General features: G+C 40.2%; 18 protein-coding genes. 16 read left to right on the top strand and 2 right to left on the bottom strand.

Annotation, left to right across the window (positions count from 1 at the left end; translation table 11 throughout):
• From Len3610_RS08535 to Len3610_RS08485, 14 genes are all read left to right on the top strand, one after another.
• Entirely contained in the window at positions 1-1,314 is a 1,314-nt protein-coding gene (locus tag Len3610_RS08535; RefSeq protein ID WP_176447571.1) for a sigma-54 interaction domain-containing protein, read from the top strand.
• Between the two features lie 182 nt (positions 1,315-1,496).
• Positions 1,497-2,672, top strand: a complete 1,176-nt coding sequence (locus Len3610_RS08530; protein ID WP_255259850.1) for an acyl-CoA dehydrogenase family protein — start codon at positions 1,497-1,499, stop codon at positions 2,670-2,672.
• A 45-nt stretch (positions 2,673-2,717) separates the two neighbouring features.
• Positions 2,718-3,521, top strand: coding sequence for a 1,4-dihydroxy-2-naphthoyl-CoA synthase (gene menB / locus Len3610_RS08525; RefSeq protein WP_255259849.1), 804 nt, complete (start codon positions 2,718-2,720; stop codon positions 3,519-3,521).
• 13 nt (positions 3,522-3,534) lie between these two features.
• Positions 3,535-5,175: an AMP-binding protein gene (locus Len3610_RS08520; RefSeq protein WP_176447570.1), complete on the top strand. Its 1,641-nt coding sequence runs from the start codon at positions 3,535-3,537 to the stop codon at positions 5,173-5,175.
• A gap of 100 nt (positions 5,176-5,275) precedes the next feature.
• On the top strand, positions 5,276-5,419 hold the full coding sequence (locus Len3610_RS20265; RefSeq protein ID WP_217994056.1) for a hypothetical protein: 144 nt from the start codon (positions 5,276-5,278) through the stop codon (positions 5,417-5,419).
• 391 nt (positions 5,420-5,810) lie between these two features.
• On the top strand, positions 5,811-5,960 hold the full coding sequence (locus tag Len3610_RS20260) for an SDR family oxidoreductase (protein WP_217994064.1): 150 nt from the start codon (positions 5,811-5,813) through the stop codon (positions 5,958-5,960).
• A gap of 81 nt (positions 5,961-6,041) precedes the next feature.
• Complete coding sequence (locus Len3610_RS20840) at positions 6,042-6,275, top strand: thiolase family protein (RefSeq protein WP_255259848.1); 234 nt, start codon at positions 6,042-6,044, stop codon at positions 6,273-6,275.
• Between the two features lie 68 nt (positions 6,276-6,343).
• A complete protein-coding gene (locus Len3610_RS20835) occupies positions 6,344-6,910 on the top strand; it encodes a thiolase family protein (protein WP_255259847.1) in 567 nt (188 codons plus the stop codon).
• A 66-nt stretch (positions 6,911-6,976) separates the two neighbouring features.
• Positions 6,977-7,114: a hypothetical protein gene (locus Len3610_RS20830; protein ID WP_369693688.1), complete on the top strand. Its 138-nt coding sequence runs from the start codon at positions 6,977-6,979 to the stop codon at positions 7,112-7,114.
• Between the two features lie 145 nt (positions 7,115-7,259).
• On the top strand, positions 7,260-8,108 hold the full coding sequence (locus Len3610_RS08505; protein ID WP_176447569.1) for a 3-hydroxyacyl-CoA dehydrogenase NAD-binding domain-containing protein: 849 nt from the start codon (positions 7,260-7,262) through the stop codon (positions 8,106-8,108).
• Positions 8,109-8,194: 86 nt separating this feature from the next.
• Positions 8,195-9,355 carry an acyl-CoA dehydrogenase family protein gene (locus Len3610_RS08500; RefSeq protein WP_176447568.1) on the top strand — a complete coding sequence of 387 codons (1,161 nt, stop codon included), beginning with the start codon at positions 8,195-8,197 and terminating at the stop codon, positions 9,353-9,355.
• A gap of 1 nt (position 9,356) precedes the next feature.
• Positions 9,357-10,136, top strand: a complete 780-nt coding sequence (locus tag Len3610_RS08495) for an enoyl-CoA hydratase/isomerase family protein (RefSeq protein WP_176447567.1) — start codon at positions 9,357-9,359, stop codon at positions 10,134-10,136.
• Between the two features lie 101 nt (positions 10,137-10,237).
• A complete protein-coding gene (locus Len3610_RS08490; RefSeq protein WP_176447566.1) occupies positions 10,238-10,990 on the top strand; it encodes an SDR family NAD(P)-dependent oxidoreductase in 753 nt (250 codons plus the stop codon).
• Between the two features lie 59 nt (positions 10,991-11,049).
• A complete protein-coding gene (locus Len3610_RS08485) occupies positions 11,050-11,811 on the top strand; it encodes an SDR family NAD(P)-dependent oxidoreductase (protein ID WP_176447565.1) in 762 nt (253 codons plus the stop codon).
• Between the two features lie 956 nt (positions 11,812-12,767).
• Here the strand turns inward: Len3610_RS08485 and Len3610_RS08480 are convergent.
• Positions 12,768-13,160, bottom strand: coding sequence for a sigma-w pathway protein ysdB (locus Len3610_RS08480; RefSeq protein ID WP_176447564.1), 393 nt, complete (start codon positions 13,158-13,160; stop codon positions 12,768-12,770).
• A gap of 121 nt (positions 13,161-13,281) precedes the next feature.
• Between Len3610_RS08480 and Len3610_RS08475 the strand changes: the two genes are divergently transcribed.
• On the top strand, positions 13,282-13,767 hold the full coding sequence (locus tag Len3610_RS08475; protein WP_176447563.1) for a dUTP diphosphatase: 486 nt from the start codon (positions 13,282-13,284) through the stop codon (positions 13,765-13,767).
• Positions 13,768-13,837: 70 nt separating this feature from the next.
• A complete protein-coding gene (locus Len3610_RS08470) occupies positions 13,838-14,923 on the top strand; it encodes a M42 family metallopeptidase (protein WP_176447562.1) in 1,086 nt (361 codons plus the stop codon).
• Positions 14,924-15,064: 141 nt separating this feature from the next.
• Here Len3610_RS08470 and Len3610_RS08465 read toward each other — a convergent pair whose 3' ends face one another.
• The gene (locus Len3610_RS08465) at positions 15,065-15,790 is read right to left on the bottom strand and encodes a lytic transglycosylase domain-containing protein (RefSeq protein ID WP_176447561.1); all 726 of its coding nucleotides are present in this window, start codon (positions 15,788-15,790) and stop codon (positions 15,065-15,067) included.
• Position 15,791: the final 1 nt, after the last annotated feature.

The raw sequence follows: 15,791 nt of genomic DNA, 5'->3' as shown, positions 1-15,791 counted from the left end.
ATGCAAAAAGCGAGTAAATCTAATGCGAAAAAAACAGAAGAATTGGGTTATATTAAAACGGACGCAAGTAAGAAGATCATTTATGCAAGTCCAGATTTCTGTCATAACTTTTCGCAAAAAGAAACAGAATTATTGGGAAAATCTATTTATTCCATCGTACATAGCTCTGTAAAAAGCAAAAGTAACATTATTTTTGCTGCGATTTTTGGTTACTCCTGTTTGGTGAAAAAAACATTTGAGGAGCCCCATTTGGTTTACCGGATGATAATCAGACACGACAATGTCGATCCTAATGAAATTGTTTCATTTCTCAACTCGATTGAGTCGAAGAAATACAAGAAAACCTCAGTTCAGCAAAATTTATACACCTTTGAGGAAATTATAGGTGACAGTCCAATGATGGAACGCGTAAAAGAATTGGCATCGAAAATTGCCATTAATAATTCTACTGTTCTATTAACCGGAGAAAGCGGAACAGGGAAAGAATTATTCGCTCAAGCGATTCATCAGTTGAGTCCCAGGAAGAACCAACCTTTTGTAGCTGTTAATTGTGTAGCAATTCCTGAAGAATTATTTGAATCAGAGCTTTTTGGTTATGAATCAGGGGCCTTCAGCGGGGCGAAGAAAGAAGGAAAACCCGGTAAGCTGGAACTTGCCCATGATGGAACATTATTTCTGGATGAAATTTCTGAGTTATCCTATCAAACACAGGGAAAATTACTGCGTGTCCTGCAGGAAAGAGAAGTGGAAAGACTGGGCGGAACGAAAACAAAACAGGTGGATATCCGAATCATTACAGCGACAAATCGCAATTTAAAAGCACTGGTGGATGAGGGCAAATTCAGAGAAGATTTATTTTATCGGCTTTACGTATTTGATTTGCAGATTCCTCCCCTGCGAAAAAGGCCGGAAGATATTATGCAATTAGCTTATTCGTACGTTGACTATTTTAATCAGAAACTGGGTAAGGAAGTAAATTATATTGATTCGATGCTTGAAGACTGGTTCCTTCATTATCATTGGCCGGGAAACGTGCGTGAATTAAAAGCAAATATTGAACGGGGTATGCTCATTGTGGAAGGGGATACATTGACACTGGATTTGCTATATCTGTCTTTCAATGAACCGGCAGCTGATACCAAAAAAGACTCCATAATCATAGAAAGTTTAGAGGATGAGGTAAGGAAAGCAGAAATCAATGCGATTCGACAAGTTCTGGAAGAAACGGGCGGCGACCGCAGTTTGGCTGCTCAAAAACTAAAAATTCACGTTGCCAGCTTGTACCGTAAAATCGCAAAATATAATATTAAGTAATATAGTATTGATAAGCCTACGATTGCATAGGCTTAATTTTTTATTACTATTTTTCGCAAATTTGCGAAACAGAATTGCGAAAAATAGTGCAAATGCAAAGAAATGAGTTATGAAAGCATTGTTATAGCAAGGCTTAAATTTGGCATAATTTTTGCAAGAATTATATTTGAGAGGTGATTCCATTGCTGAATTTTTCATTCACAGAAGAACAGGAATATTTTCGAAAAATGCTGAGTGATTTTTCCAAAGACGAATTACTCCCAAATTATACAAAATGGGACAAAGAAGGTATTACACCAAAACATTTATGGAGAAAACTTGGTGACTTAGGTGTAAATGGGTTAAGAATTCCGGTTGAATACGGTGGCAGCGGTGCTGACTGTGTAACAACCGGGATTGCCGCCGAGGAAATCGGCAGAGGTGATTTCAATTTGACATATGCGGTCATGCTAAATTCGTTAATTGGTGAAATCATTAACAATCATGCCAGTGAAGAACTGAAGCAGAAATGGCTTCCGGAAATTGCAAGCGGTGACAAAATTTTAGGAATAGCCATTACTGAGCCTGCAGCGGGAACTGACGCCGCCGGAATCAAAGCAACTGCAGTGAAAAATAACGATGCATATGTATTGAATGGAGAAAAGTCAGGAATTAGTGTCGCAACAGCTGCGGATGCATTTATTGTATTTGCGAAAACAGATCCGGAAAAAGGTAATCGCGGTATTAGCGCATTTATTGTGCCGGCAGAGCTTGCAGGTGTTGAGTGTAAGGGCTATGAGGATATGGGAAATGTTCCGATCGGCAGAGGCTCGGTTTATTTGAATGACGTTGAAGTACCCGAAGAATACTTAATAGGGCTTGAAAACAAGGGCTTTTCTCAGGTTATGAATGGGTTTGACCTTAGCCGTTTATTAATTGGTTTACAGTGTCTTGGAGCCGCATTTCAAAGTATTGATGAGACAATTGAACATGTGAAAACGAGACATTCTTTTGGGAAACCGCTCGCAACATATCAAGCCGTTTCATTTCCGATTGTCACACATCATACACAATTGGAAATGATAAAATGGCAGGCCTATCGGGGACTATGGCTGCGTGATCGGGAGTTAAAACATACGAAGGAATCGGCATCAGTAAAGTGGCTTGGACCGAAATGCAGCCAGGAAGCCATTCATGAATGTTTATTATTAAATGGGCATTATGCCTATACAAAAGAAATGCCGCTTGAACAGCGCCTAAGAGATGTTATCGGTCTTGAAATAGGTGATGGGACGGCTCAGGCAAATCAAATGGTTATAGCGAAAGATATTATTGGAAAAGAATTTCGTTCTTATGAAAGTGCTTCTCCGTCTAAGTAATTTAAAGCTTGTACGAATTATATTAAGAAAACAGGAGGTTTTTTTATGGTGGAATTAACAGATATTTTATATGAAAAAGCGGATGGAATTGCAAAGATCACAATCAATCGTCCTAACGTTTTAAATGCGTTTCGTGCTGAAACAATAGAAGAACTTATCTGGGCTATAAGAGATGCGTGGGACGATAATCGAATTGGCGTTGTAACGCTGACAGGATCAGGAGAAAAAGCATTTTGCGTTGGCGGTGATCAGAGCAAAAAAGGTGAAGAGGGTGGTTACGATTATTCTGGAGGACTAGGAGGTGGAATTGGTTTAGAGGTTGAAAATTTACACCAAACAATAAGGAACATTCCAAAGCCTGTCATTGCATCTGTTAATGGTTACGCAATAGGTGGCGGGCATGTACTGCATGTCATTTGTGATCTGACGATTGCAGCGGATACCGCAAAATTTGGTCAAGCTGGACCTACAGTTGGCAGTTATGATGCAGGTTTTGGTTCTGCTTATTTAGCAAGAATAGTTGGTGAAAAAAAAGCCAGAGAAATCTGGTACTTATGTGAAAAATACTCTGCTGAAGAATCTAAAGAGATGGGGCTTGTTAATAAGGTAGTTCCTGCTGACAAATTGGAAGAAGCAACAGAGGAGTGGGCGAAAAAGATTTTGGATAAGAGTCCAACAGCGATTAAAATGCTTAAATATTCGTTTAATGCTGATTCTGCTAATATTCATGGAATACAACAACTGGCTATGGGCAGTCTGGCCATGTTTTATAACACGCCGGAATCCGAAGAAGGAAAAAATGCATTTTTAGAAAAACGGGAAGCTGAATTTAACAAATTTAGAAAGTGATGGGGGACTTTGAATGAAATTTGAAACGATTTTAACGGATGAGTATATCGAGAGATATCAGAACCTTTGGCCGAATAAAACGATTCTAAATTATTTAAATGAATCAATCGAAAAAAACCCGGATAAAACAGCAATTATTGATAAAAAAAGTCGCTGCACTTTTAAGGAATTAGGGGAGATGGTGGATCGGGTGGCTTTAGGTTTAATGGCATACGGAATTGAAAAAGGAGATGTCATCTCTTTGCAGCTACCAAACTGGAATGAATTTATCGTTCTGCATTATGCTGCAACAAGAATCGGGGCCATCACAAATCCATTAATTCCAATTTACCGTGACAGGGAAATAAAATATATGGTCGAGATGGCTGAATCTAAGATGATTGTAATTCCCGATACATTTCGAAATTTCAATTACCCGGAAATGATCCAACGATTGAGAGACGGCTGGCCTGCACTGAAACACATTTTTGTGAAAGGTGAAGATATTCCGGATGAAATGAAACCGCTTTCTGATTTATTTGAAGAACCGTGGGAAGAAAAATATGATGTGTCTGTTTTGGATAGTGTCGATCTTGATCCCAATGATATTACAGAAATTATTTTCACTTCTGGTACGACCGGTAATCCAAAAGGGGTTATGCATACACATAATACCCTTTGTGTATCAACCGATTATTGGGTCGACCGTTTGAAACTGACTGCTGACGATGTCATGTTTATGGCTTCAACGTTTGCACATCAAACCGGTTTTGGTTATGGTGTCCGATTACCGACTCATGTTGGCATGACAGCCGTATACCAGGACATTTGGAATCCGCACGAGTTTGTAGAATGGATTAAAAAAGAAAAGATTACATTTACTGCAAGTGCTACACCATTTTTACAGGATATGATTAGCGTCGATGGGATCGAAAATGAGGATATTCATTCATTCCGCGCATTTGTATCATTAGGCGCACCAATACCCCGCCCGCTTGTAAAAGAGGCAAATGAAAAAGTGGGGTTCAAAATTATCTCCGGCTGGGGACAAACCGAAAATGGGTTGGTGACATTGACAGGATTGAATGATTCAGATGAAAAAATAACCGGTACTGATGGCTATTCCTTCCCGGGCATGGAAATTAAAGTAGTGGATGAAACCGGGGAAATATGTCCGCCTGACATTGAAGGGTCATTACTTGCCAGTGGCCCTGCACAATTTGTAGGTTACCTGAAACAAATGGATATAACGGAAGCTGAGCATGAAAATGGCTGGTTTATTACCGGGGACCGGGCAACGATTGATCAAGATGGATATGTTCGTATTACTGGCAGGGATAAGGACGTCATTATCCGTGGCGGAGAAAACATTCCGGTAGCCTATTTGGAAAATGTTTTACATGAACATCCGGACATTTCGGTTGCTCAGATTATTGCCATGCCAGATAAACGTCTTCAGGAGAAAGCTTGTGCATTTATAAGTATGAAATCCGGTAAAGATGCATTAACTTTTCAGGAGATGCAGAAATTTTTAGAGGATAAAAAGGTGGCAAAGCAATATTGGCCGGAGCATCTGGAAGTTGTTGGCGACTTCCCTCGCACGCCAAGTGGTAAAATTCAAAAGTTCCGATTGCGTGAGCAAATACAAGAGCAGATGGGTCATACGAAAGCATAAGTTCAGGACAAAATCTCGATATAAGCTGCTGAACGCATACTATTAATATATTTATGAGGGAACATGAAGAAGTTGCATCGTTACCGGAGCAGGAAGTGGTATGGAAGAGATTGCGAGAAAACTGGGAGCTAAAGGTGCACAAATTATTGTCGCAGATATCAATATGGAAAAAGCGGAGAAGACTGTTTCAATACTGGAAAAAGATAATGTGGAAGCGAACGCTGTCTATGTTACGAACACTTGAAAGTGTGAAGAATCGGTCAGTGAATCAGTAAATCAATATGGCCAAGATTGATATTCTAGTAAATATGCCGGATGGATAAAGTGGAACCGTTCTGAAGAGTGAACCAGACACCATGGAAAGAACCATCGTGGATAATTATTAATGGGACAAAATCCCATACGTGTAAGGCAATTTACCGATCATGATGAAAATGGTCAGTAAAGTGGTAATATTGCTTCCGATTCAGCAAGAGTTGGATCCAGTGGAGAGGCGTATCTGCCGCAAAAGGGTGGTATCGTTGCATCACAAAACAATGGCCAGAGAGATGGCTAAAACATAAATTGAATGAATTGTATCGCCCCGGGTCCGAGCAAACACGCCGCTATGACGAAATTGTTCATATAATGATGGAATTGTTAAAGCACTGGAAAAAGCAATTCCCTTTAGGCGTCTTGCAGAGGCAGAGGACATCGCAAATGCAGTCGCTTATTTCGCGTCACAGGAAGCTGACTATATAACAGGTCAGACGTTATCAGTGAATGGCGGACTAACAATGGCCTAGAGACCAGGAAGCAGTAGCAACGTCCCAGCTGGATTATGTTGGGACGTGAACCTGATATTCGTTCCAGTTAGGAGGAGAATTATGGGAGAAGCATATATAATTGATTCTGTTCGAACAGCGGTCGGGAAAATGGGTGGATCATTAAAAGATGTTCCAGCTGAATATCTGGCGGCCAAGGTAATTGGTGAAATGACGAGACGGATAAAAATAGATAAAGAACATGTCGATGAAGTTATTCTTGGTCATACAAAACAAAGTGCAGATAATCCAAATATCGCCAGAACTTGCTACGTTACGGGCAAATCTCCCTGTTAAAAGTGCCGGGGTAATACCCGTTCACCGACCAATGTGGTTCTGCATTACAAGCGATTAACAATGCCGCATTGCAAATAAATGGAAGTATTGGTGACGTCATTATTGCCGGCGGCGTGGAATCCATGAGTACGGCACCATTTTATATTAGGAATGCAAGATATGGGATTGGAACAGGTAATACAGAGTTAGTGGATTCAAACACTGAGAGTCAGCAGCGTGCCCAGCCAATTGAAGAATATGGCAATTTGACAATGGGGTTGACTGCTGAAAATTTAGCTGATAGGTATGCTATTTCCCGGGAAGAACAGGATGAGTTTGCTCTGAGAAGCCAGGAGCTTGCAAAGGCAGCCGTTGAAGAGGGGAAATTTGAAAAAGAAATTATTCCCTACGAAGTTAAGGAACGAAAATCGATAAATATTTTCAAAACAGATGAGCATCCACGTTCTACAAATATAGAAAAGCTCAGCAAATTACGTCCTGTTTTTAAAGAAAACGGCTCTGTTACTGCCGGGAACAGCAGTGGACGAAACGACGGTGCTTCCGTTGTTATGGTTATGTCTGAGGAAGCTGTTGACAAATATAGTGTGAAGCCAAAAGCAAAAGTCGTCTCTCAGGCAGTAGCGGTGTTTCCCTGACAATTATTGGGATGGACCGGTCGTTCTACTAATTTGGCATAAAAAGAGCAAAATGTCTTTGGTGATATCGATCTGATAGAACTAAATGAGGCTTTCAGCGCAATCGATAGTCGTGCTGCGAGAGTAAATGCTGATTTGAATAAGGTGAATGTGAATGGAGGAGCGATTGCGCTAGGTCACCCTTTAGTGCTACCGCCATTTTAACCACGAAACTTCTGCATGAAATGAAAGAACGGGTGGTGAAAATATGGTCTTGTCACGTATGTATCGGTGGCGGTATGGGAATTAGTACGATTTTTGAGAACTGTCAAGTGTAGGATATTACAGACATATGAAGGAGAGGACAACCATGGTAAAACATATTGCTGTTATCGGCAGTGGTACGATGGGCCGCGGGATTGCATATCAGGCTGCTTTAGCAGGGTTTTTTATTCATCTACAGGATATATCCGAGCAATCTATCGAAAATGCAAAAGCATATATTCAGAGTTTGGCAAAAAAGAGTGCTGATAAAGGCTACATCAACATAGAACAGAAAAAAATAATCAATGAAAATATCACGTATACCCTTGATTTGCAAGAGGCTGTAAAAAGAAAGGATTTAGTTATTGAAGCAGTTATAGAAAAGATGGATGTAAAAATTGATGTATTCAAACAAGTAAATGAAGCGGGACCCGGAAATGCCATTTTAGCAACTAATACTTCTACGATGAGTCCAACTGAGATTGGTGCGACAACAAAGCAGCCGGATAAGTTTGTCGCCATGCACTTTTTTAATCCTGTGCACCGTATGAAATTAATAGAAATCATTCGCGGAATGGATACGTCGGATGAAACTGTGGAGGTAATTAATACAGTTGCTGAAAAAATGGGAAAAGAAACTGTTGAGGTAAACGAATTTCCAGGTTTTGTGACGAGCCGGATGAATTGCATTATTGGAAATGAAGCAATGAATATGTTGATGGAGGGTGTAGCATCAGCAGAAGATATTGATAAAGGAATTAAACTGGGACTTAATCATCCAATGGGGCCTTTGGAGATGGCTGATTTGGTTGGGTTGGACAGCAGACTGCGGAATATGGAATATCTTTATTATCATTTGGGTGAAAAATACCGTCCATCACCGATCCTTACCAAGTATGTAAAGTCGGGGAGATTAGGAAGAAAGTCCGGACACGGCTTTTATGATTATGAATGATTGTTCAGACAATAAACGTTTAGCGGGTAAGCAGGAAGTATATCTCGACCTGTTTACATTCACCTGAACTGAAAGGGGTATAATCGATGAGTTTTGAGCTTCCAGAAGAAGTCCAGGAGTTAAAAGAAGGTATTCGTCATTTTATCGATAATGAAGTAGAACCCAATGCTATGAAAATTGAACAGGAAAATGATATTCCTGAAAAAATCATGGAGAAATCAAAAGAAATGGGATTGTTCGGCTTAAGTGTTCCTGAAGAATTTGGCGGGCTTGGGTTAAGTATGCTTGCAAAATGTGCGGTGCTTGAAGAGATTGGAAGAACACATAATGGTTATACAACTGTCATAGGAGGTCATACAGGAATTGGCGGTGTCGGAATTTCCGAACTCGGTACCGAGGAACAAAAACGCAAATACTTACCGTATATGGCTTCCGGAGAAAATATAGGCGCTTTTGCATTGACAGAACCGAGTGCAGGCTCAGAAGCATCCAATTTAAAAACAGTAGCTGTAAAAAAAGGCGATAAGTATATTTTAAATGGTAGCAAACATTATATTACCAACGCCCCAATAGCTGGTATTTTTACAGTAATGGCTGTAACTGATCCGGATAAAGGGACAAAAGGAATAACGTCTTTCATTGTCGAAAGAGATACACCGGGTCTGGAAATAGGCAAGATAGAAGATAAAATGGGCTTGCATGGATCCCATTCTTCCGAGGTTTTCTTTGAAGACTGTGAGGTCCCGGAAGAGAATGTTTTGGGAGAGGTTGGACAGGGTTACATCAATGCCTTGAAAATTCTTGCCAACGGAAGAGCCGGCATGGCAGCAAGGAATTTAGGATCCAGTGATAAATTACTGGAGATGTCCATTGATTTTGCCCAGGAACGAGTTCAATTTGGCAAACCGATTTTTGAACAGCAAATTATTCAACATTATATAGCGGAGATGGCGATGGAAATTGAAGCTCTCAGGTCATTTGTTTATCGGGTGGCATCGATGGTAGATCGAAATGAAAAAGTAATTAAAGAGGCGGCAATGGTAAAATTAATGGGTTCCGAGACATACAATCGTGTAGCTGATAAGGCTTTACAAATTCATGGGGGAATCGGTTATATATCGGAATATCCTATCGAGCGTTTCTATCGTGATGCTCGAATTACTAGAATTTATGAGGGTACATCAGAAATCCAGAAAAATATTATAGCCGGTCAGCTGCAGCGTAGTTATCAAAATGGGGGTAAGTAAAATGGCGTATAACAATATCTTATTAAGTAAAGAGGACAGAGTTGCTTCAATTACACTGAATCGCCCGGAAGTACGAAATGCGTTGAATGGGGAAACGGTAAAAGAAATGTTATCTGCATTGGAGGTAATTGAAGCAGATGATAATATCGGTGTCATTATTTTTACCGGTGCAGGTGAAAAAGCGTTTGCTGCAGGAGCCGATATTAACCAGCTCGAAAAAAGAGAATCCATAGATGCATTTGCAGCGGAAAGTATGTCTGACGTGTATCGGCAGATTGAAAACAGCAAAAAAGCAACAATTGCTGCTATTAATGGATATGCATTAGGCGGCGGCTTTGAACTTGCTTTAGCATGTGATATCCGCATTGCCTCAGAGAATGTTAAATTGGGCTTACCTGAGTTAAATTTGGGAGTTATTCCTGGCGCAGGTGGTACGCAGCGTCTATCCAGGATTGCAGGAAAAGGTAAAGCATTGGATATGATTTTAACAGGAGAATTTTTACTTGCGGAAGAGGCGAAACAGCTTGGACTGGTATCCAAAATTGTATCTCAGGAGACTCTGTTTGAAACGGCAAAAGATAAAGCGAATCGAATTATTCAAAAAGGACCATTAGCCGTACAAATGGCAAAAATTGCAGTCAATAAAGGGTATGATTCCGACATGGATACAGCATTGGTGATTGAAAACCTTGTACAGGCCGTATTATACGGAACAAATGATAAAAAAGAAGGAACACAAGCTTTTTTGGAAAAAAGGGCAGCAGTTTTTAGCGGGAAATAAAAGAATTGCTTCATTGTTCTAATGTAATCAAAAGAAAAGAGAAGAGAAGTGTGGGTGAATCCTCCACTTCTTTTTAGCATTAACTTAGGGAGCTGATGATTTTGACGAAAGAACTGCAAGGGAAAAATATACTTATCACAGGTGCTGCAAAAGGAATAGGGAGCGGTATCGCATTGAATGCCGCAAGTAAAGGGGCAAACATTGCTGTACATTATTTGGGATCAGAGGAAGAAGCCTTACGAACAGCAAAAGATATCCGTGAACTTGGGGTAAATGCGATAACAGTTAAAGGAGATATCGCGATTTACAATGATGTACAGCAAATGAAGGTTCAGCTTGACAAGGATTTTGGTCACATTGATGGACTTGTGAACAATGCCGGATGGGCACAGATGAAGTCATTTTTTAAATATAAACCAGAGGAATGGCAACGGGAAATTGATGTTTGCTTTAATGGTGTATTAAACCTAGCATATACGTTTGTGCCTTCAATGAAGGACAAAAAGCAAGGAAAGTTTATCAATATTGTCGGAGACTCAGCACGGACTGGAGATAGACATTTAATCGTTTCAGGTGCAGCAAGAAATGGAACAATCGGCTTTATGAAATCACTGGCGAGGGAAGTGGGAAACGATAATATCCAATGTAATACGGCTTCTTTAGGTTTAATCGATCAAGGCACATTTGATTTTGATGACGAAACGATGAACAAAATTGTGAAACAGTATCCGTTAAAAAAACTTGGATCTGTAAATGATGTTGCAGAAACTATTTTATTTTTGTTGTCCGACGATTCCGATTGGATCACCGGTCAGGTCATCAGTGTTAATGGAGGACACAGTATGCTTGGCTAGTGTGAACAATAAGATAGACATAATTTGAAACGATTGATCATTAAAAAGGGGTGACTGTAATGGACTTAAAAAGCAAGGTTGTCATGATAACAGGTGCTGGTGGTCCAATGGGTAAGGCTATTGCAAAAAGGTTCTATGAAGAAGACGCAAAATTAGTCCTGACTGATATTTCCGAGAACAGATTACTTCAAACCATAGATATGCTTACTGATGAAAATGGTAGCAACAAAAATATTTTTTATTTGCGCAGTGACGTACTTAATAAAAAAGAAATTAAAGAGGTTGTTAATAAAGCAATTGGGATATATAAAAAAATTGATATTTTGGTTAACATAGTTGGAGGAATACGTGCCAAAAAAATGGATCAGCCAATACTGGAAATGGAAAACGAACGCTGGGACCAAACAATGGATTTGAATCTGAAAGGCGGTATTAATTGTATTAAATTAATAGCACCACAAATGATTGAAAGTGAAAGTGGCAAAATCATCAACATCTCATCAATTAACTTTGCCGGAGAACCTGGCTACGCAGATTATGGAGCAGCTAAAGCGGCTGTAGCATCTTTTACGAAAACAGCCGCTATGGAGTTAGGGCCATATATAAATGTTAATTGTATAGCTCCTGCAGTCATACAAACTTCTGTTTTGGATAGAATGGACAAAGAAACTCTGGATTATTACCGTGACAGAACGTTACTAAAAAGATTAGGCAAGCCTGAAGATGTTGCAAATACAGCATTATTTTTAGCAAGTAACCAATCCGACTATATTACAGGAGAAATTATTGCTGTTTCAGGAGGTGTTTCACCGCACCTTTAGTCATTATTTTGTGTATGATTAAGCACTATAGAAATGATTCTTATTATAATCCAGTTTATTTCAGTTGCTTTGTTTAATATCCTGTCATAAAAGCTCGTCTCATGTCATAAACATGTATTGGTGTATGGAAGAGAGGTGAGTAAAGGAGGTAAGTCATGGAGCAGTTGGCACTTAATATAATGGCGTTTATTGAAACAGATACTATTTATCAGTTTCCACTATTAAGGCCATTATTTTTCTCCGGTGCTTTATATGTATTCAGTGGGTTCTTTCGGAGCTGTGGCCGGTACATTATACTCCCTCATTGGTATTACGTTATCCAGTAATCATTTTTTTATACTGTTATTCGCTGGATGCCCCAAACGTTTGAAAAGCTTGTACATTTGAAGCGGAAATAATGGAACAGTTCTGAATTCACAAACGTCACCAATTGCCCTTCTAAGGCTCGTCCTTTATTCACTTTCATTTGTTATCATTATGTCTGATTGAAATATCGGAGAACTTCAGGATATACCAAAGTCTTCCTTACTGGTCAAATATTCCACTGGCGTTTGTCTATACATCTGTTGGTCAATCGATATCAAGCTTATCTCCATTTTACATTCTCATGTTTTTATTCGTATTATACCATTCCTCTACATTCTACGGAGGAAAGAAATTATTATAAAATGGAACGACTTTTTCCAGGTCAGTACATGATGAAATGCGCACCCTACCGGCGGGTGCGCATTTCTTTCCGTAAAGTTTGCTGCTTTTAATCCTCGTATTCGATATAAACTGACTCAAACAGTGTGTGCACTGCGGGATCTCATCGAGGCCTTTTCTCCCGCTGGAGTCTACGCGTATTTCCACCTGCAGACTCAAGAGACTTCCTGAATGGGATACACCAAGATCCGCACATAACATCGCAGTATTGGGTTTTTGCGGGTAACACAACAACCTTTGGGAAAACAGCCTTAATCAATCGTAGTTAAGATCAATTTATTAATTGGATATTTCCACGTAATGGCGGCATGGGGATAGCGAATCAGTAATTCTTTTTCAATAAAATATAAATCATCGCGTGTTATGCCTTCCAGATCATCGGTATCACGGGCGAATATATGGATGTCGACTACCTCAAATGAATCTTCCGTGGCACCGATGTACTTTTCACCTTCAAACAAACAGCTTTTGTACGTAAATTGGATATTTTTTTTGGCATTATCCTGGTCATCCACCATATAGAACGTATTGGCAGCCTTAGCAATTTGCAGTTGTCTGTTCGGATTCCGAAGATATTGAATAATCGTATAGACGAGTAGAGCGAGGGCTATGAGAATAAGTAATCGGAATAAGAGAACAATCATATCTACCGTCTCCCTGTTACGTTTTGATATTATAAGTACGTTTCAGCTTTCCGACAGGTTTCACTATTATTGTGATTTCATGCTACAATTAATATTAAATAAGTGAAATGGGGTTAGGCAAATGAATTGGTCATCATTATATACGATGCAGAAGCAATTGGATACTTATATTGAGTCGCAGTATGATCTGTCGGACAAGGACATATTCCGTGAGAAGTATTTGGCGTTACTTGTGGAGTTGGGTGAGCTCGCCAATGAAACAAGGTGCTTTAAGTTTTGGAGCATGAAGCCGAGGAATAAACAAACCATTATTTTGGAAGAATATGTTGACGGTATTCATTTTATTTTATCATTGGGACTGGAAAAAGGATTCAGGTATGATTCCGAAGCGGTTAAACCTGGTGAAATAGATGAAACAGGCCAGTTTAATCGTGTATACGATTCATGTATTTCATTCTACCGGGAACCATCAGATAAAAATTATAAAAAGCTGTTTGAAAACTATGTACAGCTGGGAATCGTGCTTGGTTTTGATGAACAGGCTGTCAAAGATGCCTATTTAAGAAAGAATGAGATCAATTATGAACGTCAAAATCAGGGTTATTAGTTAAAAATATTTTGTCATTTTCAGTGTTAGCGTTATAATGATAAAGGATAATATAAGGAGGTTCATACATATGCCAGATTTAGACGAAACGAATACAATGTTAAAAGATTTGACAGATGCACGCGGTATTCCCGGAGATGAAAAAGAACCAAGAGAAATGATGGCGAAATATATTTCCCCTTATGCCGATGACGTGTATACGGATAACCTGGGAAGCCTGATTGCGAGAAAATCCGGTGAGGAAAACGGGCCGAAAATTATGGTGGCCGGTCACTTGGATGAGGTCGGTTTCATGGTGACACGAATCGATGACAAAGGTTTTGTTTACTTCCAGACTGTCGGTGGATGGTGGAATCAGGTGATGCTGGCCCAACGTGTAACCATTATGACGGCTCGTGGTGATATAACCGGTCTGATTGGCTCCAAACCACCGCATGTATTAACTGCCGAAGAACGTAAAAAACCTGTGGAAATTAAAAATATGTTTATTGATATCGGCGCATCAAACAGGGAGGAAGCAAAGGAATTTGGGGTCCGCCCTGGTGATTCCATTGTTCCTTACTTTGAATTCACGCAAATGAAGAATGAGAAAATGCTGATGGCTAAAGCCTGGGATAACCGGATTGGCTGCGCGATTGCGATTGAAGTGCTCAAGCAGCTGAAAGGTGAAAAGCACCCTAACACCGTTTATGGTGTCGGAACGATTCAGGAAGAGGTTGGTCTGCGTGGTGCCCGTACATCAGCTCATGCCATCCAGCCGGATATCGGCTTTGGCGTTGATGTTGGCATTGCCGGTGACATGCCAGGTGTTTCTGATAAGGATGCAGACAGCGAACTCGGCAAAGGACCGCAAATCATTATTTATGATGCGTCTATGGTGCCGAATAAGGGTGTCCGCGATATAGTTGTCGATACGGCAGATGAACAAAATATCCCGTACCAATTTGCATCGATGGCAGGTGGTGGAACAGATTCCGGTTCAATTCATTTAACTGCAGACGGCGTTCCGTCCTTATCAATCACAATTGCAACACGCTATATTCATTCACATGCTGCGATTCTGCATCGTGATGATTTTGAAAATGCGGTAAAACTGATCGTCGCAACGATTAAGAAACTGGATGCAGATAAAGTGAAAGAAATAAAACTCGGTTAATCGGGTTGGATTTGAATAAATGCGGAACAGTAGCATGCCAAATGTTTTGGTGTGCTATTGTTATATCTTCAGGAAAGTATCAGCGATGGATGACATCCCGCACACGTAACCTGCGATTGGCATCCTCTTAATAAAGGAAAACTAAAAACACCTGAATTTCAATTCCAGGTGTTTTCCAAACATAATCCCTATGCCAAATAAACGATTCATAACCTTTTCAACGTATTGCTGTGTTTCATTAAATGGCGGTATCCCCTGGTACTTATCCACATTACCCGGGCCGGCATTGTATGCGGCCAGCGCCATTTCAATATTGCCGTTATATTTATTAAGCATTTGGTTTAAATACTTTGCCCCGCCGTCGATATTCTGTTCCGGGTCATAGGCATTGGTAACACCAAGATCTGAAGCCGTTGCAGGCATGAGCTGCATAAGTCCCTGTGCGCCGGCATAACTTTTCGCATTCGGGTTATAACTTGATTCTGCATGAATGACCGAATGAATCAAGTGCGGATCAATACCATATTTTTCAGCAGCCTGTGTTATGTATTGATCAAACTTATCTGTTGATGCCATATCGGTTTTGGCTGCTGTTAAAGGCAAGTTACTGTTTATGTCACGATTTGGCCGGCTGGACGTTTCCGGTAATGAATCTGTCCACGAATGATTTGTCCCAGCATTCATGGGGGTACTGAAAGATGATGCCCCCCGATCAACTGGGGTATTGTTTCCTATCTGCTGCTGGAGCATCAGCTTGAACGTCACGTCTGTGATTGGCGTTTTTCCTGTACTGTTGTCGGATACCGATGATGTCATGGTTGCCAATGCTTGTTGTTGTATGTATGTTTGCAGCCCCCGTATATCCATA

This window comes from Lentibacillus sp. CBA3610 (assembly GCF_013373365.1).
Taxonomy (GTDB): domain Bacteria; phylum Bacillota; class Bacilli; order Bacillales; family Amphibacillaceae; genus Lentibacillus.
Note: the sequence above shows the minus strand (reverse complement) of the source record. Positions and strands in the feature narration are given on the sequence as shown.

Bases quoted from the DNA above. Each gene is read 5' to 3' on its own strand.
- Len3610_RS08500 (WP_176447568.1), top strand. From the start codon at position 8,195: ATGAGTTTTGAGCTTCCAGAAGAAGTCCAGGAGTTAAAAGAAGGTATT.
- Len3610_RS08470 (WP_176447562.1), top strand. From the start codon at position 13,838: ATGCCAGATTTAGACGAAACGAATACAATGTTAAAAGATTTGACAGAT.
- Len3610_RS08465 (WP_176447561.1), bottom strand. From the start codon at position 15,790: ATGGATATACGGGGGCTGCAAACATACATACAACAACAAGCATTGGCA.
- Len3610_RS08535 (WP_176447571.1), top strand. From the start codon at position 1: ATGCAAAAAGCGAGTAAATCTAATGCGAAAAAAACAGAAGAATTGGGT.
- Len3610_RS08480 (WP_176447564.1), bottom strand. From the start codon at position 13,160: ATGATTGTTCTCTTATTCCGATTACTTATTCTCATAGCCCTCGCTCTA.
- Len3610_RS08495 (WP_176447567.1), top strand. From the start codon at position 9,357: ATGGCGTATAACAATATCTTATTAAGTAAAGAGGACAGAGTTGCTTCA.
- Len3610_RS08475 (WP_176447563.1), top strand. From the start codon at position 13,282: ATGAATTGGTCATCATTATATACGATGCAGAAGCAATTGGATACTTAT.
- Len3610_RS08520 (WP_176447570.1), top strand. From the start codon at position 3,535: ATGAAATTTGAAACGATTTTAACGGATGAGTATATCGAGAGATATCAG.
- Len3610_RS08485 (WP_176447565.1), top strand. From the start codon at position 11,050: ATGGACTTAAAAAGCAAGGTTGTCATGATAACAGGTGCTGGTGGTCCA.
- Len3610_RS20840 (WP_255259848.1), top strand. From the start codon at position 6,042: ATGGGAGAAGCATATATAATTGATTCTGTTCGAACAGCGGTCGGGAAA.
- Len3610_RS08505 (WP_176447569.1), top strand. From the start codon at position 7,260: ATGGTAAAACATATTGCTGTTATCGGCAGTGGTACGATGGGCCGCGGG.
- Len3610_RS20265 (WP_217994056.1), top strand. From the start codon at position 5,276: ATGGAAGAGATTGCGAGAAAACTGGGAGCTAAAGGTGCACAAATTATT.
- menB (WP_255259849.1), top strand. From the start codon at position 2,718: ATGGTGGAATTAACAGATATTTTATATGAAAAAGCGGATGGAATTGCA.